Origin of the sequence: Vulcanisaeta sp. (assembly GCF_049966235.1) — an archaeon.
In the GTDB taxonomy this organism is placed as follows: Archaea; Thermoproteota; Thermoprotei; order Thermoproteales; family Thermocladiaceae; genus Vulcanisaeta; species Vulcanisaeta moutnovskia.
Genome location: NZ_JBMFVA010000002.1, coordinates 175,245 through 200,547 on the forward strand (window position 1 = coordinate 175,245; position 25,303 = coordinate 200,547).

Genomic DNA, 25,303 nt, shown 5'->3' on the forward strand with positions numbered 1-25,303 from the left:
CGAAGTTTAAAATAACAACTTACTAAGTATATCTAAAACAAGTTTGCTTGGTCTCAAAGCATTGTTTCCCTCCGGGTACTATTCAGTTTTTTATCAAGGTTTAGTACATACTTCCTGGTTCTTATGGCGTTCATTGATGCGTCATGAATGACGGAAAACGCTTTTAAATAAGCAATGAATAAACAGAACCCGCGGCCGTAGTCTAGCCTGGTCTAGGATGGCGGCCTTCCGAGCAATGAACGTAGAGAGCCGCAGAACCCGGGTTCGAATCCCGGCGGCCGCACTAATCAATAATTAAATTAACAGCATATTATTGTCATGATCGTTTACGTCATCCTAATGTCCATTAATGTATGAGTTAATTAGGTCATGTTGCATTTAGGATTAAAACTGGGCTATGCCATATTAAATATTAGCATGGTCAATTTATACCTTGTTCGGTACGTTGACCTCTTCCCTGCCCTAAAGGACGAGGCTTTATGTACGTTGTAATTGGGTCATTAAGTGGTTAATTACACCAGAACTAGTGCATTAAGGTCTTCTTAATTCCTTGGGAGTCTTTAGCTTCAAAATTATTTCTCTGGCTTCTTTGCCATTCTTGGCTCGCGCAATTATTGTTACTTCCTCAATACGCATTACATAGCCGCAGTATGGACATTGATGCGTTTTAGTAGTATCGCGGGTAATTGAGTAATTCCCACACTTAGGGCATGCCACGACTAGATACATAGTCCTATGCTATATATTACAGGGAATAAATTGCTTTTTGGGTTTCAGCAATTACAGTTGAGGTGAGTGAAAGCAATATATATTCTCTTCACTTAGGTTCGTGTTAACTTATTTTGTCCGCTGCCCCCTAATAAAAGTAATTTAAATTTCCTGTGTGCAATTAAGTACTGAAGCAATAAGTAAGGTGGTTAGAATAAGGATATTAAAGAGGAATGGGAACACTGAGGACTTCTCAAGGGAGAAGTTAGTCCGCTCTCTTAAACTTGCGGGTGTCCCAGACCCTGACCTAGTAATTAATGCCCTCGATATTAAGGGCACACTGCCTAGCAGTGAGTTGTCAGATAGAGTTCAGTTAATCATGCTTAACATGGTCACTGATGACTTGAAGTGGCATGATGCGGCTAGGAACTACCTACTTTGGAGCATGTATAAGCAGGTTTGGGGTAAGGACGTTGTTAAGGCAATTAATGATGGAAGAACTAGATTCGAGGATGCATATAGGGAGGGCTTTAGGGCTTGGTTTAGGACTGGGCTTGAGCTTAGGATTTGGGACTCAGAGATGAGTGCTTGGTATGCCCAGCACATTGATGAGTTGGCTAAATACCTTGACCCAAGTAGGGATCTACTACTTACCTACAACGGAGTTAGAACGCTAATGAGTAGGTATTTATTAAAGAGGCTTGACGGTACGTTCTTCGAAGCGCCCCAGTACCTATGGATGAGGACAGCAATGGGTGTAGCCTACGCGGAGCTTAAGTATGGTGGTGATCCAATAACGTGGACGAGAAGGTTCTACGACCTAATGAGTCAATTGAAACTAATGCCCAACTCACCAACGCTTTATAACGCAATGACGAGGCTTGGACAACTTTCCGCATGCTTTGTGGTTCCCGTTGATGACTGCCTATCGAGGGAAAGCGATACGAATAGGGAGGATCCAGAGTGTAACTTCGGTATAATGGATGCCCTAAGGCTCGCCGCGTTAATATTCCAGTCGGGTGGTGGTGTTGGTTATAACTTCGGTAAGTTAAGGCCTGAGGGTGACATTGTCAGGAGTACCACTGGGATAGCCTCTGGACCGCTTAGCTTTATGAAGCTCTTTGATACGTTGGTGGACACAATTAAGCAGGGTGGTAAGAGGCGTGGTGCCCAAATGGGCATGCTCTTCTGGTGGCACCCTGACATTGAGAAGTTCATAACCTCAAAGAGCGGTGAGCTTAAGGACATTCAGCTCCAGAACTTCAACATTAGCGTTGCCATAGACGACCACTTCATGCAGAAGGCACTCAAGGGCGAGGACATATACCTAATAAACCCAAGGGAGTGCCCATGCCTATATAAGACTTGGGGTGAGGAATTCATTAAATGCTATGAGGGCTGTACTGAGGCAATAAAGGTTGGTAAGATAAGGATTTGGAGGAGAGTTAACGCCAAGGAGCTTTGGGACAAGATCGTTAAGTCAGCATGGGACAGCGGCGACCCAGGACTATGGAATAGGGACCTAGCTAATTACATAAATAATGAAAAATTACCAGGCGAGGTCATAAATGCCACGAACCCATGCTCCGAGGAGTCGCTTTATGATTTCGAAAGTTGTAATTTAGGTAGTATTAATTTAGTGAAATATGTTCATGAGGGTAAGGTTGACTGGGATTCCCTGGCAAGGGATGTTCAGTTGGCCGTTAGGTTCCTTGACGATGTCATTGATGTTAATAAGTTACCGCATGATAGGCTTAGGAAGAGGGTTCTTGAGACTAGAAGAATTGGACTTGGTGCTAATGGACTTGCTGATACTTTAATAGCCCTTGGTCTTAAGTATGACTCACCGCAGGCGCTTGCCGTCTCTAATGAGTTGGCTAGCTTCATTGCTAGGATGGCTGTTAGAGCAAGTATTGAGTTGGCTAAGGAGAAGGGTGTTTATCCAGCGTATAAGCATAGTGATTGGGCTGAGGGGGTATTGCCGTGGACAAAACATAGGGAAAGGCTTGAGAAGTTCTCAAGTGCTATCGATAAGGATGCAGTTGATGAATACTTAAAGACGCTGGATGTTGGTTATGGCGATATCAAGGTTAAGGCAATAATTGATGGAGCAACAACAGTACTTAGGGGGTATAAGGCCTCAGATAGTGACCTGTCAATAGATGTAAGTACTATAGGCATTAGGAATGGTTCAATAATGAGCATAGCGCCTGAGGGATCGAGAAGTCTCATTGCTGGTGTGAACTCGAGTATTGAGCCCCTCTTCGCTATCGCTTATATTAGGAATTTATCAATTGGTAAGCTCATTGAGTATAACTATACAGCACTTAAACTGTTAATGCAGACAAAGGCACTTGATGAGGCGACGAGGAGTTTTGTCGAGGAGTACGGAATATTACCAAGAGACCATCCATTAGCCAATCTGCTTAGGACTGCGCATGAGATTCACTGGAAGTGGCACGTCTACATGCAAGTGACTTGGGCTAGATGGAATGATTCAGGTGTTAGTAAGACGATAAATATGCCGAGCGATACCCCTATCGAGGATGTTGAGCAAGCCTATAGATTAGCTTGGCTGCTTAATGCCTTTGGAATAACGGTGTATAGGGATAAGAGTAAGTCCGTTCAGGTGATATACACAGGTGTTAAGGGTACTGAGGCTAAGCCGTCTGTAGAAGTTAAGGAGGTTAAGGTAGAGACAAAACCTAAAGTTGAGGCTAAGGCTAGCTACACATCATTATCAGCACTTAAGGATAAATTGATTAGAATTAAGGGTAATGGCGGCGAGAGCATTGAAGAAGAGATGCAGGAAGAGCTTGGTGAGACTGATGACCCATACTGCAAGACAGGGTCATGCGGTTAAGTTTAACTAATAACGTTCTCCTTAAGTATTCCCTTACTTATCGCCTCGTTAAATAACTCATTAAGCACATCCATGTAATCCCTTTCACCAACCTCAACATCATCCATATGCTTCTCAACCATCCTAGTCCTCTCCTCACTAACTAAGTCGCTGAATTCCTTATTATCCTCAGTCAAGAACTTATAGACTTGACGGCCAAGATTCGTAGGTACAACATACCTAGTCCTCCTGCCGACAACTAAGGCATAGCGTCTCTTCAGTATTACATCAACAATCTTGGCATAGGTGCTTGGTCTACCAATACCTCTCTCCTTCATCATGGCGATTATATCACCCTCCCTAAGTGGTAATGTTCTACTCACCTTCTTAATGTAATCAATACTAGTCACGTTATATTCACCTGGTGTAAGTTCTTGGTATTCCTTACCCTCAAGATAGCCCCAAAATCTCGTAAAGCCTGGCTCTAGTATTTTTGAGATTCTCTCAATTTCCTCATCATGAGTATCAACACCATTAAAATAAACACTTATTCTTAACTTCTCCTTCATAACTTTAGCACTCTTCATCTGGCTTGCGATGAATCTCTTAAATATTAAGTCGTAAACCCTTAAGTGATTTGCTGTAACCTTAATTGCTAACTGAAGTAACCCAGTATTAAGTAGGTTCCTTAAATCATCACTATCAATGGGTCTCGTTGGTCTTATGCACTCGTGGGCGCCAATTTCCTTACCACCCCAAGTCCTGCCTACGAAGTAATCAGAACTGACTTTCTCGCTTATGTACTCCTTAGCAATGCCAATACCCACACTAGATACTCTGGTGCTGTCGGTTCTATGATATGTTATGAGACCTGACTCAAATAATTCCTGCGCAATTGCCATTGTTTGTTCAACGCTTAAACCAAGTATATTCGCCGAATCCCTTAATAGGGCATCCGTGGTATATGGTGGTGGTGGGTTCAATTCTTCCTCAGTTTCCCCGACCTTTGTTACTGCAACCTTAATCACTGCATCAACGGCTTTATTTCTATGCAGAGCCTTGAGGGTCTTTACCAACTCCTCCTTATCAGGTGGTATACCTAGCCTTATCTTTATGCCGTTGCTTAATGTCATGGTAACCGTGTAAATCTTATCTTTCCTGCTCTCATCATATCTTTCTATTATCCAGCCAAGGACTGGTGTTTGAACCCTACCTGCCGATAGGGTCCTCCTACCGAACTTTTCCTGGACTATTTGGCTAAGTCCGAATCCTATCCACCTATCCTCAATCCTCCTTACTAACTGAGCACCAACCATACTGAGGCTTATGGTTCTTGGGTTCATTATCGCATCAATAATGGCTTTCTTAGTGACCTCATGGAACTCAATCCTAGCGATATTACCCACATAGGGTCTCAACATCATATATACATCCCAGGCTATTTTCTCACCTTCGGCGTCAGGATCAGTACCAATCATTACTTGATCAACCTCAGTAGCGATATCCCTTACCGCGTTAACTATGTCCATGGCGTCAATAAGCTCAGCACCATGTATCTTGCAAACATTGATATCCTCAGTATACGTCTCACCACCAACGGGGCATCTCTTTATCGTGCCATAAATTGGTACGAAATTATTACCAGCTCTAAGTACTCCATAATAATCAAGGAGTTTTTCTGACCTTAAAAATGAAGAGAAGTTCTTAACGTCTGCTGGAGCAGCGGGTATTAAATCCCACATATGGCCCTTAGTGGCGGTTATTAATAGGTATAGGTTACCTAAAGTGGCTTCATAAATAACTAATGGGCCTGTCTCCCTCCTTGTAGGTACACCAAAGAAGTTCGCAATGGTTCTTGCTTTCGTTGGTGATTCCACAATAACAAATGCGGTTCTTAGTGGATCTTTCTCAAGGAATTGATTGGGGATTCTCCCAAGCATTATATTCCTTATTAATTCTCTCTCATTCCTAATCTTCTTCATTAGCTCATCAATATTTATCTCATTAATGTCCTGGACCTTAACATCCTCAAGCCTATACCTAAGATTTCTAACTAAGCCGTTGAATACCTTCTCATTGTCTACTATTAATACTGATAATCCTAGGGATACGCCACCAACGTATAACCTTGATGTTCTACCACTTCCTTGAATATACGTTGTTAGGTCAGGAATAATTACGTAAAGATCATTACCCCTATACTCAAGACCAACCTCATTAGATTGTTCAATTGCTCTTCTAATACCTGGATCACTTAATAACTTATTCACAAGATCGACAGCATCCTTAATCACATCAGCCGCGTATTTATCAAATCCACTCAATTCTCTATTTTCCTCAATTGCCATCAATAAATTATTCACCTGCTCTTGATTAAGTGCCGTTAAATTTCTAAGTCTTGCAATGACTCTATCAACATCGTTCCTCAAGTATTGAGGCACAATATTTCTAATATTAAATAGAAACATTAAATATCTCATTGGTGTGAACTCCTCAAGTTTTATCCTAAACTTCATGCGCGGAACCCCGACAAAAACCACATAAGCTATTCTCTGAGGTAAATCAATACCCCTAACCAAGGAGGACCTAGATGTTGCAAGACCAATGAGTACGTCGATCTTTCCATCAACAAAATCATTAAGTAATGACTTACTTGGCTTAAGGTATGCTGCAGCCTTTATTCCATTATTATTCAATTTTTCACTTAATTCATCGATAATTTCCCTCAGATCGGGTGGTACATATATTATTCCTCCACCGCCTAGTCTCTTTACTATCTCAACCGCTGCACTCACCAAGGAGTCCTTAGGTCTAGTATAAGCATCAACTACATTTCTTAATCCCTCGGCTCTGCCACCAGTTTCGAAACCAAGGAATTCCCTAAACAGGAACAACCTAGCCGTTCTTCTAATTCTTGTTAATGCTCCTGAGGCTATCAATATGCCTATATTATTGCTCTTTACATAATTACTTAGTTCAGTACTTAGTTTCTTAATATCTTCCTTAAGTTTATTAATTTCCTCATCACTTGCCCTGAATCTAATAGCCTTCCTAAGCTTCTTCATTAAATCAACAACAGTCAAGGCCTTATGGAGGGCCTCCTCATTAATACCAAGCAGTAGTAATAATCTATCAATGTTTTTGCTGGATGCTTTTAATACGCTATCTACATCATCAACGAAAATCAGCGAAAACCTATACTTTCTGAGTAAATCCATGTGTCTTGGTAAAAAGGCGTTTGTTATTATCAATATATCGAAGTCGCCATTTTCAATGGCGTTCATTGCATCTATCAACTCCTGTTTGGATAGTATAGATGAAGCCATAATAATCCTTATGTTGCTATTCATTTTCCCTGAATATTCACTTAACCTTCTATGGACGTCGTAAGCCAGTGTTGATGTTGGAACGACTATTAATACCTTACTCCTTTTTCTTAAGGCAATGTATAGTGATGCCATCATACCAAATGTTGTCTTTCCACTACCCGTTGGTGCAACTATTGCGAAGCTCTTGCCTTTAATGAGTCTCCTTGTCCATAGTCTTTGGGCACCCCACATATTTGTTCCAACTACTTTCTTAAACATGTTCACGAATTCGTTATATTCATTGATTAAGTTCGACAATGATTTAAGCCTGTTAATTGTACCGAGCTTCTCTAATGTATTTAATACCTCAATTGTGTTTGCCACCTTCTTTGACACCTCAGGTAAGCACTTATAACATGGTAATCCAGCGCCCAATCTATCCGATGTTATGTCTCCCCCACAGTTTGGGCATGCTTTTCGATATATTACTATTGGTTGTTTCTCCATTTAATCTTCTCACATTATGAGAAACCCCTTAATAAATATTCGTCGCCAACGCGGTTTCTTAATTGTTAGTATTAAATATTGATATTACATTGGTATTGCTTGAGTAGTATGTCGGTTAATACGGGTGGCATTCAGGATTATGTGCGATACGTATACATAATGTCATTGGTGTCTGCCCTAGCAATGGCTATCGCTGTGGACTACGTATTGACTGAGTTGTGGATATATGGTGCTGCTGACTTAACAATACTTGTGATAACGCCTGTGTTCATGTTCATGTTCTCTATGCTCGTGATATCATCAATAACAATGATCAAGCAGTTAAAGGGTAACTTTGGTAAGATGTCCTCTAAGGCTAAGGCATTAATGATTACCTACATTACATTCTTCATGATAGCTCTCATATACTTTACATACATATCAATAATTCATTACGCTGGCCTAGGACTTACGATTTCAGACCCACAATTAACCGGAGATCATTACCTGGGCTTTGGACTTGCGCTTTATGATGCGGGGTTACTAACAACATCATGGCAATTAGTTGAGGATTTATTAAATAATAAACTATCATCATTATACAAGTTTTTCATTATGATGTTTAAGTCTCATGGAAATGATGATGACGATGGTACCATAACCATTAAATAATATTACCCTTAGTTTTATAGCGTAATTTAATAGCATGTGTATGAAACAACTGATTTTAAAGCAGACACTGTAGGGAAGAAATAATGAGTATGCGAGTTGCTGGTTTAGTCGCTGATTTGCTCATGAGGACTTGCAATGCTAGTTCAGTGGAGAGGCAGTCATTCATGGATGGCTCTAGGTACATGATTAGGTTTAGTGATAATAATAACATGGAGGTTCATTTAGTGGATAGAGGTGAGAGACTTTTTGCTGAATTTTGGATTAGTACATATGCAACGCCAATAATGATAATCGAGTATATAAACGCAGGTATAAAGCCATCAAGTATTTGTGAAGAGATATGTGCATTAATTCGTATAATCAGCGAGTCATTGATAAAACATGGTGAAAAGAGCACTAAAGCCCAATAACCTAACCGTAATGCAAGAAATGTAGAAGCTAACACAAAGTAATTAAGGTGCGGGATCATTAATTTCAGCATATTATAAGTAGTCCAAAATCCCGCCTTTTCTGCTTACGGTCATGGCCGTCGTACCAGGTAGCACATCATTTGTTAATATCCTTATTAAGTCATTCCAGGTAAGTGTGTCTTTAATGGCCCAATCAATTAATTCCTGGGTATGATTACTAAGTATCGAAAGGAATTTCTGCCAATTAATACCTGCCCTGGCTAATTCCCGGTTCCAGTGGTTCCATAGGTACTTTGCAATTTCATTACCAAACCATACGGAGAATGAGTCACAACTAGGGCCATTACATACACTCTTCCTTTTTACTATTCTATCCTTAATGTCCTTAGGTTCAGGTGGTATTGGTAACATTACAAGTAAAATACCCTGAAGTATTATATTAAGCTACCGCCTAGGTAATATACTAGGTTCCTCCATGTAGTTGTGAAATGCTAGGTCAAATCATCGATTAATCTCTTACCGTTTATTAATAACCAACCCTCCTCATCGCCTATTAATTCACCCTTAATTTCATATCTACGTAGTAAGGCACTGAGCAATGCCTTACTATCAAACACCTTAAGGCGAAATTCCTTACTAAAGTACCTACTTACATTTTCAATGTCTCTAAGCAGGAACTCAGTCGCGTTAGGGTGATTAGCCTTTACGGCGCTACCCCAATCAATTATTACTAACTCATTTCCTGTGTTTACAATATTGAATTCACTTAAGTCTGAATGAATTATTTTACCCAGAATAAACGCTCTCTCGATATACCTAATAATTGTGAGATAGGCTATTTCAGGGTCTTTAGGCGGTGCATCCTTGATTAATGGTGCTGGCACGCCACTATATCCCTCATAGCTTATGAATTCCATGACCAGGATATTCCTATTGAAGGTTATCGGCTTAGGTACCCTAACCCCTGCATTATATGCATCGCTTAAATTGCTAAACTCCTTCTTGCACCAATACTCAATAAGCTTTCTCGTATTCGTGATCCTTGCATTGGCAAATCGTGGATCACCAAGCAGGTACTTATACCTACCCCTAATGAATTGTGCTGTAGATGTGTAGAATATCTTCAGTGCAATATCCGTGCCGTCAGACGCCTTAGCCCATATCACCTTAGCCTCTTTACCCTGCGCAACTGGTCCGTAAACCTCCTGAACGATGTGTTTATTCATTAATTCCCTTAGGGCATCTATTGTGTATTGATTAAATACGTCGTCAACAGTCTTTAACTGATCAATATCCTTTATCCTAAACCTCCTACTCTCTACTCTATTCCGAATAATTCTATCTATATTATCGTGAACACTCACTGAAATTAATTAATGAAAGTGGCATTTTATATACCAGTGCAGTCCGTAAAGATCATTTTGCTTACTTTCATGAGAAATATTCTAATGAATTCAATATATAAGAATAAATAAAAATGCATGCAAAAGGTTAGTATCAATAGGTATTGTACGATTGAAGAAGAAAAAAGATTTAAAAACATTTCTAATGAAAATAATTAAGCAAATATGATTTTAGCTCAACATGACGAGGTTTGGTCCATGCGTAGGCTCGTTAATCTCCATAAGATGAAACGACCAATTGGTAAGATTATCGTTAACCCTGATCTTTGCAAGGATTGCAGGTTCTGTATTGAGTTTTGCCCTAATGACGTTCTTGAAGAATCTAAGGACGTCAACATCAAGGGTTATCACTACCCAGTTGTTAAACCAGGTAAGGAACTTGACTGTGTTGCATGTAGAATGTGCGAGAAGGTTTGCCCCGACTTCGCAATTACCGTTATTTCAGAGGAATACATAACGTATGATAAATACTATGGGGTGAGTAGACATGCCCACAGTGGCTGAGCTTTATAAAAAGGACCTGGACAAACTATTGAAGCCAGGCATTCACTTTCTAGATGGTAATACTGCAGTTGCTGAGGGTGCGGTAACGGCCGGTTGTAGATTTTACGGTGGTTACCCAATAACTCCGTCAAATGAGATTGCTGAGTATATGTCGTATAGATTACCTCAGGTTAATGGTAAGTTCATACAGATGGAGGATGAGATAGGTAGCATAATGTCTGTATTAGGCGCATCGGCTGCTGGGGTTAAGTCGATGACAGCAACATCAGGTCCTGGCTTCTCCCTAATGCAGGAGGAGATTGGGCTTGGCTCAATGCTTGAGATTCCAGCTGTGATTGTTAATGTGATGAGGGCAGGTCCATCAACAGGAATACCAACATTACTAGGGCAGGGTGACATTCTTCAGGCTAAGTATGGTTCTCATGGCGATTATGAAATAGTGGCTTACCTGCCGGCTAATCCTCAGGAGGCCTTTGACTTCACGATAAAGGCCTTCAATATGGCTGAGAAATATAGGGTAGTAGCCATAGTGCTTTCTGATCAATTAATTGGGCATATGTATGGTAAGGTCAGGGTTCCTGAGTTTGATGAGATTGAGATCGTTGAGAGACCAAAGCCAACGGTACCGCCAGATCAATATCTACCCTATGATAGTAGGTATTTAGTACCGCCCATGGCTATTGCCGGTACTGGCTATAGGGCTAATAATGAATCGTTAACACATACTGACAAGGGATATCCAACCACTGATAGGGATTCCTCGTTTAAGCTCGTCATGAGGCTCGTCCGTAAGATTAGGGAGAATGAGAAGGAAATAGCGGAGTGGGAGGAGTACTTACTTGATGATGCTGAGTATGTCATTGTTTCCTATGGCTCGACCTCAGGCTCTGTAAGGAGAGCAATAAAGGTATTGAGGGCACAGGGCTATAGGGTTGGTATGCTTAGGCCGAAGACAGCTTGGCCATTCCCTGGTTGGGTTGTGGAGAACTTGGTTTCGAGGGGCATTCAGAAGCTCATAACTGTTGAGGTCAATATGGGCAAGATGTACCATGTAGTTAGGGAGTTTTCTAAGGGGGTTCCTGTGGAGCATATACCGTATGCCCCTGGTTATATTCCTGATCCTGATTATGTAATAAATAATGTGAGAAAGGTGATCGAGAAATGAGTGTAGAGGCTGAAGTAACAACCACGGGAGTTAAGGTAGAGCTTCCTAAGTCCTATGAGGATATTAAGGACTTAATAAGGATTGATAGATTACCGCATATATGGTGCCCAGGATGTGGATTAGGGATACTACTTAAGCTATTAGCGAGGGCTATAAAGAACTCTGGCATACCAATTGAGAAGCACGTGATAGTCACGGGCATAGGCTGCACGGGTAGGCTTGGTGGGTATTTAAAGTTAGATGCATATCACGTAACTCATGGTAGGGCTATACCATTTGCCGTGGGTCTAAAAATGGCTAATCCAGAACTCGAGGTGACGGTAGTCGGCGGTGATGGTGACATACTGGCCATTGGTGGTAACCACTTCATACACGCTGCTAGGAGGAATGATGATATTAATGTCATAATAGTAAACAATTTTATCTATGGAATGACTGGTGGGCAATACAGCCCAACTACACCTAAGGGTGCTAAGACGACGACATCACCGTATGGTCATTACGAGAATCCATTCAATGTACCATTACTAGCATATGCAGCAGGGGCTTCATATGTGGCTAGGTGGACTGTCCTACACCAGAATGAGCTTTATCAATCCCTCCTTGATATGTTTAAGGTTAAGGGCTTTGCTGTTGTTGAGGTCTTATCGCCCTGCATAATCTATACTGATAGAAATGCCATGGGTGATGCTGTCGACTTAATGAAGGTTTTGAAGGAGAGACCGGTAATAGATCATAATGCGAACTTGGCTGATTTAGAAATAGACTTTAGCATGAAGAAGGTAATCCTGGGAAATTTTGTGAAAAGAGAGAGACCTATTTCATATGGATAGTGATCATAAAATTTAAACTTTCTTCTTGTTGTTACGTATAGTTTAAAATAATTTTTGTCAAACTAGAATAAAATTTATTAAGGTTTCATAATTATTTATCAATAGAAAAATATGCAACAACAGCTCGATCAGATACGTATTAGGCTTATGGGGCTTGGCGGTCATGGCATAGTCTTTGCCGGCAGACTTCTGGGTATGGCAGCTGCAATGGGTGGTCTTGACTCAATACTAACAATAACGTATAGTCCTGAACAGAGAGGTGGTTGGTCTAGAGCTGATCTTATAATAGCTAAGGAGATGGTTGATTATCCGCTTATTGATGAAGCTGACGTATTCCTTGCAACTAATCAACAGGCATTTAGTCTTGAGTTTAAGAGTCTCCGTAAGGGTGGTATATTTATTTATGAAAGTACAATATATAAACCAGCAATTTCAAATACTAATGATTACGTAATAATTCCTGTACCAGCAACGGAAATAGCGGAAAGTGTAACGGGCAGGAGATTAACAATGAACGTAGTCCTTGTTGGTGTTATTACGGCAATTCTCGAACCGCTATTAAAGGAGGATTATATAATTAATGCAATAAGGAATGTGACGAGGAGGGCTGGTAAGCTCGATACTTCCATCCAGGAAATGAACATAAAGGCGTTCCAGGCGGGATTTGATTATGGTCGTAAATTCCTACAGGGGTTAAGGTGATTGCATGCCCACGAATAGGATTCTCATTCTAGGTGGTGGTATTGCTGGCATTGAGGCTGCCCTGGCTTTAGCCAACATGGGTTATAGAGTTACGCTTGTTGAGAAGTCCCCAGCTATTGGCGGTAAGATGGCGATGCTCGATAAGACATTTCCAACACTGGATTGTAGCATATGTATAGAGGGTCCGTTAATAAGTGATGTTGCTAGGCATCCATACATCGAGTTATTATCGCCAGCCGAACTACTTGATTTATCAGGATCTCCAGGCGACTTTAAGGCTAGGATACTCGTTAAACCCAGATACGTAACCGATGATTGCACCAAATGTGGCCAGTGTGAAGATGTATGTCCGGTGGTTGTTCCTAGTGAGTTTGAGGCAGGTATTGGCGCGAGGAAGGCTATATACCTACCATTCCCACAGGCGGAACCAGGTATATACATGCTGGATATAGATCATTGTCTCAATAAACCACCAAATTACTTTCCATGCGATAGGTGCGCCAAGGCATGTGATAGGAATGCCATAATATACACAATGATGCCAAAGGTCATAGAGCGCGACGTGGCTGCCGTGATCGTGTCAACCGGTTTCGAACTTGAGAGGAGTGACATCCTTGGAGAGTATGGATATGGCAAGCATATGGATGTTGTAACCTCACTTGAATTTGAGAGACTTGTTAACGCGTCAGGACCATCAAGTGGTATCGTTGTTAAACCGAGCACCGGCGAGGAGCCAGAGAACGTATTGCTTGTGTCCTGTGTTGGCTCAAGAAATAATAAGTATAATGATTATTGTTCAGGTTTTTGCTGCACATACCTGCTTAAACAAGGTATATACGCCAAGGTACTTCATGGCATTAAAAATGTGACTATAATGTACATGAATGATGTCAGGACGTACGGTAAGGGATTCGAGAGCTTCTTCGATAGAGCCCTCAAGGAAGGGGTAAACATTGTTTGGGGTAGACCGGAGATAGTTGGTGAGAGGAATGGTAAGATAATCGTTAGGTTTGAGGATACCAGGAATAAAAAAGTTACTATGAAGGAGTATGACATGGTTGTTCTCGCACCTTCCATAAAACCTGTTAGCGACATGAATAAGTTAAGTAAAATATTAAGCATTTCATTGAATAGGGCTGGCTTTGTAAGAGCAGAGTCAACAAATCCCACATTAACCACAAGACCAGGTATTTTTGTTGCCGGTTCAGTTAGTAAACCTAGGGATATCTCCGAATCAGTGGTCACTGGATTAGCCGCTGCAATACAGGCAATTAGGTATGCAGGTCCTGGTATGATTGAGGAGGAGAAGTATGAGGAAACTATAGAGCCATACCCAATCAGGGTAGGTGTGTTCGTATGCCACTGCGGCACTAACATAGCCGGTGTAGCCGATGTACCAGCCTTAGTTGAGGCGGCTAAGCAAATGCCTGGCGTTGTCCATGCTGAGGATCTCCAATTCGCATGTGCAAAGTCATCACTAGACAGAATAACAGAGGTAATAAAGGAGAAGAAACTGAATAGAGTAGTCATTGCTTCATGTTCCCCAGTTACGCATCTCAGGTTTTTCCAGGACGCCGCCAAGAGGGCTGGCCTTAATCCATACCTCGTGGAGATGACTAACATTAGGAACCTAGACACTTGGGTGCACAATGATAGGAAGGCGGCCACGGAGAAGGCGAAGGACATGATAAGGATGGCGGTAGCCAAGACTCATCACATGGTACCATTAAGTACGATAAAACTGCCAGTAATTAAGAGGGCATTGGTCGTTGGTTGTGGGCCAGCTGGTCTCGCGGCAGCCACTGGATTAGCCGGTGCAGGTATTGAGACAATACTTGTCGAGAAGGCTGATGAATGCGGTGGCATGCTTAGGCATCTAAATAGGCTTGAGCCTGAGGGTATTGAGGCTAGGAAGTTACTCGATAAAATGGTTGAGGAGGCTAAGGAGGTCGGTGTTAAGTTCATGCTTGGGACAACGATTAAGGATGTCTCTGGATTCACAGGAAGCTTCCATGTAGTTCTTAGCAATGGTGCGGAACTTGATGTTGGTGCGATAGTAGTTGCTACGGGTGCTAAGCCCTACATACCGAGTGAATTTAATTATGGTAAGGATCCCAGGGTATTAACAACATTAGATCTTGAGAATGGGAAGACCGTTGATGGCAAGAATGTGGCAGTAATAAACTGCGTTGGTTCTAGGACCAGTGGTAGGGGATGTTCAAAGTATTGTTGTGCCGTGGGTTTGAGTAAGGCAATTGAACTAAGGAACCAGGGTAAGAATGTAGTCCTAATTTATAGGGATATAATGGGTGTTGATCCCGAGGTCGAAGATCTATACAAGAAAGCTAGGGATGCTGGCGTTCTCTTTATTAGAATACCAAGAAAGGCGGAATTAACCGAGGCTATAAAGATGGATAATGATAAGTTGATAGTTAATGATGTTGAGTTAGGGGATGATGTTGAGGTACCATTTGACAATATTGTCCTTAACATAGGCTTAGTACCAAGTGAGGATACGGACGAGGTCTCTAAGGTACTGAGACTTTCCAAGGATCAGGAGGGCTTCTTAATGGAGGCTCATCCGAAACTTGGCCCCGTGGATACGATGACGCCTGGAATATTCATAGCAGGTGCTGCCAGGGGTCCAAAGAACGTGGCTGAGACAATAGCTGAGGGTTACGCAGCTGCATCAAGGGCGTTGATGATGCTTGCCCAGGGCTATGTCACTAAAGAGCCATTTATTCCAAAGTTTGATTGGTCTAAATGCACTAAGTGCGGTCTCTGTATTAAGGCTTGTCCATATGGCGCCATTAGGGGTGTACCGGGTAAATGGATTGAGCACATACCAGCTGCTTGTCAGGGTTGTGGTTCATGCGTGGCTGAGTGCCCACAGGATGCTATAACACTTGAGGCTTTAAGTGATGACGCTATTATGGTTCAGATTGAGGCTGCATTAGCTGAGGAGCCTGAGAAGAAAGTTATCATGTTCACATGCGCCTACTGCTCCTATTGGGCAGCCGATAATGCCGGCATATTTAAGATGCAATATCCACCGCATGCGAGAATAATTAGGCTTCAGTGCAGTTCTAGGCTAGCCTGGAAGCATATCAAGCATGCCTTTGAACTTGGTGCGGCTGGAGTCTTTGTGACTGGCTGTAGGATTGGGGACTGCCACTACATAACGGCGAATTATAATACGGTTAGAAGATTCGAAAACTGGAAGAAGAGATTAAAGAACATAGGTGTGAGGGAAGAGAGGTTCCAATTAAGGCTATTTGGTGCTCCTGATGTAGTTGACCTTGTCGAAACTATGAAGGAGGCTGAGAAGGTTGTTAAGACTGTGACTAAGGAGGAGATTGAGCAGACAAAACAAAGAATAAAGCAATTGAGGTGATAAGCATGCCAGTAACCGTTAACTTTGGTCTTAGGGAGGAGCTCCTTAAGGTAGTACCCACACTGAGTCTTTGTTACCAATGTGGTACATGTAGTACTTACTGCCCAATAACTGATGAGTCATATAACATTAGATTAATTGTTAAGAAGGCTCAGCTTGGTATTGTTGATCCAAAGGACTTTAAGGTCATTTGGGACTGCGTAACCTGTGGCACCTGCCAAACCCTATGCCCTAACAACGTTGAAATTGTGAATCTTGTGGAGGTAATTAGAACAATGGCGATGAAGTCCAAGGTATTTCCAACAAAGATTAATGAGATACTTTGGAAGATTTATGAGAACCAGAATCCCTGGGGTTACACAGTCACTGATAAAAGAAGATTCTTAGCTCAATTTAGTGGTCTAATTAATAATGAAAACCCAGATGTGGTTATTTATCCATGCTGTTTATCAATTGGAGATCCAAGAGTTCAGAAGCACATTAAGGCCTTGATTAGGGTATTGACCAAGGCCGGCCTCAAGGTAGGCATGTACACTGGTTTATCTTGCTGTGGCGACATTATTGAGCATACAGGTAACAAAGTATTCTACGAGGAGTACACAGCAAAGTTGAGGGACTCAATAATGAGTAGTGTTAAGGCTCCAGTAATAGTGACATTATCACCACACTGTGAGTACTCACTTAAGAAGTATCTTAAGGGTGTTAAGGTTGTTCATTACGTTGAATTGCTTGATGAACTTATACGTAGTGGTAAGTTAAAGATTGATAAGAAGGCAGACATTACCGTAACTTATCATGATCCGTGTTACTTATCTAAGCATCAGAGAATTATTGAGGAACCCAGGAGAGTAATCACATCAGTACCTGGTGTTAGGCTTGTTGAAATGGCTCACTCAAGGGAGAAATCCCTTTGCTGCGGTGCTGGTGGTGGGGGTATAGCCCTTGAGACTAGAGTATCCACTGATTTATCGAAGCGCAGGTTGAAGGAGGCCATCGATACTGGTGCATCCATCGTGCTTACAGCATGCACCTATTGCTTTAGGATGCTTGAGGATGCGAATAAGGTCGTGAAAACTAACATGAAGGTTATGGATCTAGTTGAGTTCCTAGACAGTATTATGGGTGATTAACATGAGCGAGTGGAGAGGAATATTCGTATTTATTGAGCAGGACAACGGTGAGCTGGAGAGGGCTTCACTTGAGGTTTTGACGAGAGCAGGTGAACTGGGTAGAAGATTTAATGAGGATGTTCTCGGCGTATTATTAGGCCATGAATTAAGGGACATGGCCAAGGAATCCTCTAGGTATGGTGCCGATAAGCTCATCATTGTTGATCACCCTGACTTAAGGCATTACAATAGTGATGCCTATACTGAGGTCATGACTTACTTAGTTAATAAGTACAGGCCTAGATACTTGTTATTACCAGCTACTAGGAACTCGAGGGATCTCGCGGGTAGACTGGCCGTTAGGTTTAGGGCTTGTTTAAGTGCCCATGTAATCATGGTCGATATTGATGAGAAGGATAGGAAGTTGATCACTGCAGTACCTGGTTTTGGCGGTAATATAGTCGCTACTGTGGTTTGTACAGGTGGTAAACCTGAGATGGCCACTGTAAGTCCAGGAACCTATGAAGCCAGATTAAGTGACAAGGAGGCTACCATAATCGAGGAAGCAGTTATTGAGGATGTATTGAAGAGTCGCAGAATAGAGCTTGTGGAAAAGAAAACATCGCCAATGCCAGACCTATCAAGAGCCGATAAGGTTGTTGTGGCTGGGCTTGGAACTGGTGGTGATCTAGAGTTAATTAGGGAATTCGCAAACCTAATTGGTGCTGCTGTTGGTGTAACGAGACCACTTGCAGACATGGGTATAATACCTAGGGATTATCAAATAGGTACTACAGGTATTTCGTTAAGAGCTAAGACAGTATTCGTATTTGGTGCAAGTGGTGCTCCGCACTTTATCTATGGTATCAGGGATTGCGGCACAATAGTTGCGGTTAATACCGATAGGGAGGCACCAATATTTGAGAACTGTGATTACTGTATTGTGGCTGACTTATTCGATTTGCTTAAGGCATTGATAAAGGAGTTGAGGGGTGGTAAGTGATGGTCTCTCTCAGGAACATAATAGTTACAATGAAGGTAACGCCAAAGCCCGAGGAGATAAGGTTTGATCCAGTCACTAAGACTGTCGACAGATCAAAGGCGACTAATGAGATAAATCCAGCAGATAAGAATGCCCTGGAGCTAGCCCTACAATTAAAGGAGAAGTTCGGAGGCAGGGTGATCATACTGTCCATGGGTCCGCAATTCTGGGATCAATTCCTTAAGATGGGCATAGCCATGGGCGCCGATGACGCGGTATTAATAAGTGATAAAGCATTGGGTGGCTCCGACGCCTTTGTAACCTCTAGAGTCCTTGCGGCCGCTATTAAAAAGATAGGTGATTATTCGGTTATTATTACTGGTGAGGAGAGTGAGGATGGTTCAACGGGGCAAGTACCTCCTGGCATAGCTGAGTGGTTGGGTATTCCAGCAGTTACATATGTTTCTCAGGTCATTGATGTAACCGAAGATTCAATAATTGTTAAGAGGACTATTAAGGGAGGATACGAGACTGTTAAGGTTAAGATGCCTACCGTAATATCAGTAGAACTCGGTGTAAATACACCTAGATTTCCAGATTTTGAGAGGTTGCAGTGGGCCCAGAGCCAGTTCAAGACAACAGTATGGGGTATTAAGGACCTAAGCCTTACTGAGGATGAGGTTGGCTTTAAGGGTTCATTAACTGCCGTGACGGAGCTAAGGGAGTTAAGGCCTCGTGAACGTTTACGCCAATTCATTGAAGGGAGTCCCGAGGATATAGCTAAGGAGCTCATTAAGAGGCTTGGTTTAAAATAAATTAACCCGCTAGTTCGTCTAATTGGTTTAAAATATCGGCATAACCACTTTGTCTTAACTCATTGACCTCGCCCTTTTCATACTTATAGATTAAGTCGGCCCTATTCGGTTCAAAGTCCCATGGTGCAACCAGGATGTAATCACCAATTCGAAGCCACATCTTCTTTCTATACTTACCTGGTATTCTCACGAGTCTAATCTTACCATCTTGGCAAACGGCCTTTGCCCTATCATCACCGACAAGTTCTATTACCTTAGCAAGCATTTCACCCTCCTCCGGTAGGCGAACCTTACTTCCTTGTTGATTCTCTTTGGGCATTTACGATAATTAATTTCATGTCTTTATAAACCCAACCTTTGTAATTAACACATGCCACTAAGTACGTACTTATCATTATCAATAGTGATCTCTAAATTCTTTGAGTTTTTGTTCTCAATGCACTTGGTTTCATAGTTCGGTATCGAGATCTCGCTCTTAATAATATCATTTAATTTAATATTCACGATCTCTTTACTAGCTAATTCCATTAACTTAATAGTATTCTGTGAGTAGGCGAGAACATAGTAAGGCTTATTTGAGTACATGATTATTGAACCACGGTTTAAAGGAACCAAGACCACACTAATGCTTAATTTCGTGATTACCTTATCTCCACGACCTCTAACCACACTTTGGCTCTCAATTACCCTGCTTGGTATTGTTTTATGTATTTTATAGGCTATGGATCTTGCAAGACCCTGATCTGAGAGCTTAATATCAAGTCCTTCCCACGCATCCTCAATCTTTAAGAAGCCACTTCTTTCATCCTTAATAGTTTCTTTCCTCACAATATCAATAATTATCCTCTTTAATTGTCCATCCATGGGGATTACACTCCTGACCTGAATAATGGCCTTCTCCTTCTCATTAATCATATCTCTACACCTTGGACATAATTCCTCACTATACCTAATCTTAACCTGTACATACTCATCATAGTCATTAATAAGTTCATGAACAGAGCCCCTAATCTTAACCGTGGCATTGTTTAATCCATGCCTTAATCCAAGGCTTTCAATAGAAACGCTTGTGACCTTACCTTGATACTCTATGGACTCTAGTATCAGTTTCTCAATAATCTTCGGATCCCTCACCCACCTTCCCTTATAAAGGATTGCACCACAACTTGGGCATCTCACGATACCAACAATCTCCCTCTTTACACTTGCCAATGGATGAGTCCTTCTATAGCAGTCTGGGCATAATCCCTCAATTAATGTGTCAGTCTCCCTACCGCATAATGCACATATTTTACGCATTTTCCCATAGCATCCTCAAAGAGGGGATAAATAAATCATATTTTTCATTACCATAATACTTAATATATTAAGGGCGCAAAGTACTTGTGAGTAAGGATATAGAATCGAGGATTATAGATATCGTTAATGAGATGAAATCGTCAGTTGTCAGTATAATAACGACAAGGTTAATGGTTGATGAATGGTTAAACGCAGCACCGGTTAGGGGGCTTGGTACGGGCTTCTTCATTGATGACAAGCATGTGGTCACGGCAAATCATGTCGTGCAGGACGCTGCGGAATTAATCATAGTTACACCAGAGGGTGATGAATACGAGGGCGAATTATTAGGTAGAGATCCCGAGTTTGATGCGGCATTAATAAGGGTTGAGGGTGCTAAATCAATTAAGTCCGTTAAACTTGGTGATTCTGATAAGCTTAAGGTAGGGCAAATGGTGATTGCCATTGGCTATCCGCTTGGCTTGCTTGGAGAACCCACGGTAACCTTAGGCGTAATCTCAGCAATTAGTAGAAGCATAAGAACTCCTGTGGGTGTACTTGAGGGTTTAATACAGACGGATGCCGCAATTAATCCAGGAAACTCTGGAGGTCCTTTACTTGATCTTGATGGTGAGGTTGTCGGTATGAACACCGCAATAATAGCCGGTGCCCAGGGAATAGGATTTGCCGTACCTATAAACCTGGTTAAGTTAACTATCGATGAAATACTAAGGTTTGGTAGGGTTGTTAGACCTAGGTTAGGTATATATGGTATTGATTTGAGTAAGCCCATGGCGAAGTACTTCAGGATACCCACGGAAAAGGGCGTGCTTGTGGTTGGTGTTTTACCTGGCTCACCGGCTGATGATGCTGGTATTAGGCAGGGTGATGTAATTACGGCAATAGACGACGAGGAATTATCAAGCATTATTCAGCTAAAGGTACATTTAGCCAGGAAATTCATTGAGGGTAATAGGGCGTTTGAATTAACGGTGGTTAGGGGCAGGACTAGGTATAGGATCAAGGTTAGTATTTGAGCTATTATCTCATGGGAATTGTTAAAAAATAAATTATATTATTAGGATTGATGGATGAGTTTGCAGTACCTAATTACGCAGGTCTTAGTATTCAAAACTTGGCAAATACGTTATTGTCACACTTCGGCGCGGTGCCTAGAGGCCCTAAGTTAAGGCTTGACCTTGATCTTAACAACCACGTAGTCCTAATACTAATCGATGGGCTTAGTTACCAGGATTTAGTAATCACCATGGGTGATTCATTACCTGTGAGTAGGCTATATAGAATAACCACGGTATTTCCCACAACAACATCCACGGTATTAACAACATTATTCACTGGTCTAAGCCCAGGGCAACACGGTGTCTTAGGCCCTAACTTATATGTTAAGGAGCTTGGTGCTATAATTAACACGTTATCTATGGGTCCAATAATTGGTGAGAGGGATGGTCTTCATAAGATGGGTTATGACTTGAAAAAGTTCTTTCCAGTGAAATCGACAATATTTGAGGAATTGAGTAATATGGGTATAAGGAGTAGGGTTTACGTACCTAAGGGTTTATCTGGTGGCTTATCAAGAATCACCTACACTGGTGCTGAAATTGTGGAGTACGTGACACCATACGACGCAATAATAAACGCATCTAAATTCCTTAATGAATACGAAACGAGTTTCGTGCATATCTATATAACTACCGTAGATTCTGCATCACATAAGTATGGCCCTAACTCTGAGGAATGTGGTGCTGTAATTAGGGAGACGGTTGATTCAGTAATTAAAATGGCTAAGAAGTACATGGTTAATTTCACGGTCTTAATAACCGCAGATCACGGTCATGATGAAATTAAGAACAATATTAAGGCTAATGATATACAGGGCCTAATGAAGTTGTTAGATACACCACCTTATGGCGATGCAAGGGCTATTTACTTAAGGCTAAATGATGGATCAAATACTAATGAATTAATAACGTTACTTAATAAGTATAATATAAATGGGCATTTTCTCAGTAAGGATGAGGCAATGAGTATGGGCTTATTTGGTGAGGTCTCAAGTGATATTGCTGATAGGATTGGTGACGTGATTTTCATACCAAATAGCGGTTCAGCCTTTATTTACCTGTATAGGCCTGATAATGAGGAGTTATTAACTTTCAGAGGACAACATGGTGGCTTAACTGAAAGGGAATTGTACATCCCATTAATTCAATTATAACTTACTCACTGGTTAATCTGCCTAGTCTTCTACGTGACTTCTTTATTTGGTTAACCATCTTCCTCATTAATTGGTAATAATTCAGTAATTCCTTAACGTCCTTGGAGGTTACACCAGCGCCCTTGGCTATTCTACGTATTCTAGAGGCATTAATTATTTCTGGGTTTAATAATTCCTCCTTAGTCATTGAATCAAGTATGTGTCTCCATCTCCTAAGCATCTCCTGGGCATTGCTTACCTTCTCCTCATCAAGCATAACGGTCCTATACTGCATTGGTAGCATACTTGCTGGTAGTAACTCCATTATCTTACTTAGAGGGCCTAGCTTCATTATGGAATCAATCTGCTTCTTAATGGTTAGTAGATTTATCTTACCCTCCTCAATCTCCTCCATTATTTTATCCTCCTCCTCAATAGCCCTTACCTTCTCAATCAATGCTTCAAGATCGCCCATGCCTAGTAGTCTTGAAACGAATTTATTAGCATCGAAGATCTCTACCTCATCAATATCCTCACCGATACCGATGAACTTAATCCTCGCGCCACTTCTTATTACTGATGTTAATGCACCACCAGCCTTTGCTGTACTATCCATCTTCGTCAAAAATACGCTATGTATTGGCACATACTTCATGAACGCCTCGGTTTGAGCAGCAGCCTGCCTACCAATTGTTGCATCGATCACGAGCATTACCTCATCAGGCTTAGCCTCATCATAAATTGCCTTAGCCTCCTTCAGCAATTCCTCTTCATTCCTATGCCTACCTGCAGTATCAATTATTATTAAATCAACCTTATTTCGTTGCATGTACTCAAGACCATGCCTAAGTATGGCTATAGGATCCTTCGAATCCTCCTCTCCATAAAACAACGCATTAACCTTCTCAGCTAACTGCTTAAGTTGGTAGTACGCGCCAGGTCTATAGGTGTCAGTTTCAATGAGACCAACCTTCAGATTTCTCTTGATATAGAACCTGGCGAGTTTAGCCGCTGTTGTGGTTTTACCACTACCCTCAATGCCAATTAGCATTAACTTATATGGTCTCTTACTAATGTTAACACTCGGTACTTCCTCACCACCCAAGGCCTTAACTAATTCTTGGTAAAGAAGGTATAGTAAGAATTCCTTGGATGTAATACCTTGTGGAGGCTTCTCTTGTCTAAATCTTTCCTCAATGGTTTTCGTTATTGAGGAAACGACATCAGCACTAACGTCAGCCCTCAATAATATCCTCTGTATCTCCCTTAATATCTCCTTCAGTGTTGCTTCATCTATGTAGTTCAATCCCCTAATCCTATTAACCAGGTTCGTGAATGCCTCAACCAATGGATTTGGCGCCACTGCAGTTTAGTCCCTTCTTAATCCCTATAAATAATTTATTGCGGGTATTGTTGCGTCTCGTAGTACTGGGACGTATAATATTGCTGCTGTGGATAGTAATAATAGCCCTGTGAATATTGCTGTCCGCAGTAATAACCCTTGTAATAATTAAGTGTATTTTCATCATTTAAGGGGCCTATTACGTAAATACCACCAGGCCCTATTTCATATATTAACTTTATTGGCCTAATGGGCATCCATCTCATCTTCCTAATGAACATAATCCTCGCTAAACACCCAAAGTCACTGTTAGCCATCGATATCTCTCTGAGAGACAGCATTATTACACCACTCGCTAAGTACTCCTCGACGCCAAATCTACTAAGCTTATTTTCCTCACCAGTAGGTATCTCTGACGTCATTATTGTGGTCACGTCCTTCATCCTCTTAAGCTGGAAAACGAGTTCCCTAAGGTACTCCCTTATCCAAATGACATCTTGATGGCTCATTATTATCAATGGTGCTATTGGATCGATAACGAGTCTCTTAACATCATACTTCTTAACCTGCTCGATAATCATCTTAGCCAAATCCCTCGGATCAAGGGTTATCTTCTCATCACGTGCATAAATTCTAAAATAGGTCCTGAAGTCCGCCACTATCAACTTGCCTCCTCTTTCATAAGAGTCAAGGTCCCAACCAAGGGCATCACGAACACCCTTCTTAACATCCTCTGATGGTTCATCTACCGTTACGTACATGCCAACTTCACCAAGATCAGCACCCGTCCTCAGGAATGTCAGGCTGAATATTGTTTTTCCTGTACCTGCCTCACCAGCGATTAGATAAACCTCGCCCCTTTTAAGCCCGCCACCAAGTATATACGCATCTAAATAATTAATACCTGTTAATGCCTTATCCTCATAATAATAGTAGTAATATGGATATTGATCCTGTGGATACTGCATTGTCTGCGTATTGTATGGATATTGGTAATAGGTCATTGTATCATTATAGTAATTACCTGTTTGATAATTTCCATAGTAATTATAATTATTATAATTCGAATAAGCATCCGATTCAGTGGTCACTGACTTCCTTATTGAATTCATATTACCTGTCAATAGTTATAAAAGTG

The 25,303-nt window shown here is 41.5% G+C and carries 21 protein-coding genes and 1 tRNA gene; 14 read left to right on the forward strand and 8 right to left on the reverse strand.

Annotated elements, in window-relative coordinates:
- Positions 1–191 precede the first annotated feature (191 nt).
- Positions 192–283 (forward strand) — tRNA-Gly (locus ACP5L5_RS02650).
- Between the two features lie 248 nt (positions 284–531).
- Here the strand turns inward: ACP5L5_RS02650 and ACP5L5_RS02655 are convergent.
- The gene (locus ACP5L5_RS02655) at positions 532–729 is read right to left on the reverse strand and encodes a DUF1922 domain-containing protein (protein ID WP_048056839.1); all 198 of its coding nucleotides are present in this window, start codon (positions 727–729) and stop codon (positions 532–534) included.
- Between the two features lie 154 nt (positions 730–883).
- On the opposite strand from ACP5L5_RS02655, the gene ACP5L5_RS02660 reads away from it, so the two are divergent.
- A complete protein-coding gene (locus ACP5L5_RS02660; protein ID WP_428761419.1) occupies positions 884–3,571 on the forward strand; it encodes an adenosylcobalamin-dependent ribonucleoside-diphosphate reductase in 2,688 nt (895 codons plus the stop codon).
- 2 nt (positions 3,572–3,573) lie between these two features.
- Here the strand turns inward: ACP5L5_RS02660 and rgy are convergent, their stop codons facing one another.
- Positions 3,574–7,365, reverse strand: coding sequence for a reverse gyrase (rgy, locus tag ACP5L5_RS02665; RefSeq protein ID WP_428761421.1), 3,792 nt, complete (start codon positions 7,363–7,365; stop codon positions 3,574–3,576).
- Between the two features lie 108 nt (positions 7,366–7,473).
- Here rgy and ACP5L5_RS02670 point away from each other — a divergent pair, with 108 nt between their 5' ends.
- On the forward strand, positions 7,474–8,016 hold the full coding sequence (locus tag ACP5L5_RS02670) for a hypothetical protein (protein WP_013604016.1): 543 nt from the start codon (positions 7,474–7,476) through the stop codon (positions 8,014–8,016).
- Positions 8,017–8,099: 83 nt separating this feature from the next.
- On the forward strand, positions 8,100–8,426 hold the full coding sequence (locus ACP5L5_RS02675) for a hypothetical protein (RefSeq protein ID WP_013604015.1): 327 nt from the start codon (positions 8,100–8,102) through the stop codon (positions 8,424–8,426).
- Between the two features lie 72 nt (positions 8,427–8,498).
- Here the strand turns inward: ACP5L5_RS02675 and ACP5L5_RS02680 are convergent, their stop codons facing one another.
- Together ACP5L5_RS02680 and ACP5L5_RS02685 are read right to left on the reverse strand one after the other, a co-directional pair.
- Positions 8,499–8,837 (reverse strand): hypothetical protein, encoded by a 339-nt coding sequence (locus tag ACP5L5_RS02680; protein ID WP_428761424.1) that lies wholly within the window; start codon positions 8,835–8,837, stop codon positions 8,499–8,501.
- An 80-nt stretch (positions 8,838–8,917) separates the two neighbouring features.
- Positions 8,918–9,790 carry a serine protein kinase RIO gene (locus ACP5L5_RS02685; RefSeq protein ID WP_428761425.1) on the reverse strand — a complete coding sequence of 291 codons (873 nt, stop codon included), beginning with the start codon at positions 9,788–9,790 and terminating at the stop codon, positions 8,918–8,920.
- A gap of 204 nt (positions 9,791–9,994) precedes the next feature.
- Between ACP5L5_RS02685 and ACP5L5_RS02690 the strand changes: the two genes are divergently transcribed.
- The 8 genes from ACP5L5_RS02690 (at position 9,995) to ACP5L5_RS02725 (ending at position 19,333) form a co-directional block, all read left to right on the forward strand.
- On the forward strand, positions 9,995–10,333 hold the full coding sequence (locus ACP5L5_RS02690; RefSeq protein WP_428761427.1) for a 4Fe-4S dicluster domain-containing protein: 339 nt from the start codon (positions 9,995–9,997) through the stop codon (positions 10,331–10,333).
- On the forward strand, positions 10,317–11,498 hold the full coding sequence (locus ACP5L5_RS02695; RefSeq protein WP_428761429.1) for a 2-oxoacid:acceptor oxidoreductase subunit alpha: 1,182 nt from the start codon (positions 10,317–10,319) through the stop codon (positions 11,496–11,498). Before ACP5L5_RS02690 ends, ACP5L5_RS02695 begins: the two co-directional genes overlap by 17 nt.
- Complete coding sequence (locus tag ACP5L5_RS02700; protein ID WP_013604011.1) at positions 11,495–12,331, forward strand: thiamine pyrophosphate-dependent enzyme; 837 nt, start codon at positions 11,495–11,497, stop codon at positions 12,329–12,331. Before ACP5L5_RS02695 ends, ACP5L5_RS02700 begins: the two co-directional genes overlap by 4 nt.
- Positions 12,332–12,442: 111 nt before the next feature.
- Positions 12,443–13,033, forward strand: a complete 591-nt coding sequence (locus ACP5L5_RS02705) for a 2-oxoacid:acceptor oxidoreductase family protein (RefSeq protein ID WP_148224640.1) — start codon at positions 12,443–12,445, stop codon at positions 13,031–13,033.
- A 4-nt stretch (positions 13,034–13,037) separates the two neighbouring features.
- Entirely contained in the window at positions 13,038–16,427 is a 3,390-nt protein-coding gene (locus tag ACP5L5_RS02710; protein WP_428761432.1) for a hydrogenase iron-sulfur subunit, read from the forward strand.
- Positions 16,428–16,432: 5 nt separating this feature from the next.
- Positions 16,433–17,557 carry a (Fe-S)-binding protein gene (locus ACP5L5_RS02715; RefSeq protein WP_428761434.1) on the forward strand — a complete coding sequence of 375 codons (1,125 nt, stop codon included), beginning with the start codon at positions 16,433–16,435 and terminating at the stop codon, positions 17,555–17,557.
- Position 17,558: 1 nt separating this feature from the next.
- The gene (locus ACP5L5_RS02720; RefSeq protein WP_428761436.1) at positions 17,559–18,539 is read left to right on the forward strand and encodes an electron transfer flavoprotein subunit alpha/FixB family protein; all 981 of its coding nucleotides are present in this window, start codon (positions 17,559–17,561) and stop codon (positions 18,537–18,539) included.
- Positions 18,539–19,333, forward strand: a complete 795-nt coding sequence (locus ACP5L5_RS02725) for an electron transfer flavoprotein subunit beta/FixA family protein (RefSeq protein WP_428761438.1) — start codon at positions 18,539–18,541, stop codon at positions 19,331–19,333. The genes ACP5L5_RS02720 and ACP5L5_RS02725 overlap by 1 nt, the downstream gene beginning before the upstream one ends.
- Before the next feature lies 1 nt (position 19,334).
- On the opposite strand, the gene ACP5L5_RS02730 is transcribed toward ACP5L5_RS02725, so the two are convergent.
- Complete coding sequence (locus ACP5L5_RS02730) at positions 19,335–19,652, reverse strand: translation initiation factor aIF-1A (protein WP_013604005.1); 318 nt, start codon at positions 19,650–19,652, stop codon at positions 19,335–19,337.
- A 44-nt stretch (positions 19,653–19,696) separates the two neighbouring features.
- Positions 19,697–20,632, reverse strand: coding sequence for a 60S ribosomal export protein NMD3 (locus ACP5L5_RS02735; protein ID WP_428761440.1), 936 nt, complete (start codon positions 20,630–20,632; stop codon positions 19,697–19,699).
- A gap of 86 nt (positions 20,633–20,718) precedes the next feature.
- Here ACP5L5_RS02735 and ACP5L5_RS02740 point away from each other — a divergent pair, with 86 nt between their 5' ends.
- Positions 20,719–21,648 (forward strand): S1C family serine protease, encoded by a 930-nt coding sequence (locus ACP5L5_RS02740; protein WP_013604003.1) that lies wholly within the window; start codon positions 20,719–20,721, stop codon positions 21,646–21,648.
- Between the two features lie 50 nt (positions 21,649–21,698).
- Complete coding sequence (locus ACP5L5_RS02745) at positions 21,699–22,844, forward strand: alkaline phosphatase family protein (protein ID WP_428761442.1); 1,146 nt, start codon at positions 21,699–21,701, stop codon at positions 22,842–22,844.
- Between the two features lies 1 nt (position 22,845).
- Here ACP5L5_RS02745 and ACP5L5_RS02750 read toward each other — a convergent pair whose 3' ends face one another.
- Both ACP5L5_RS02750 and ACP5L5_RS02755 read right to left on the reverse strand, forming a co-directional pair.
- On the reverse strand, positions 22,846–24,186 hold the full coding sequence (locus tag ACP5L5_RS02750) for a signal recognition particle protein Srp54 (RefSeq protein WP_013604001.1): 1,341 nt from the start codon (positions 24,184–24,186) through the stop codon (positions 22,846–22,848).
- A 35-nt stretch (positions 24,187–24,221) separates the two neighbouring features.
- Positions 24,222–25,277, reverse strand: a complete 1,056-nt coding sequence (locus ACP5L5_RS02755) for an ATPase domain-containing protein (protein ID WP_013604000.1) — start codon at positions 25,275–25,277, stop codon at positions 24,222–24,224.
- Positions 25,278–25,303: the final 26 nt, after the last annotated feature.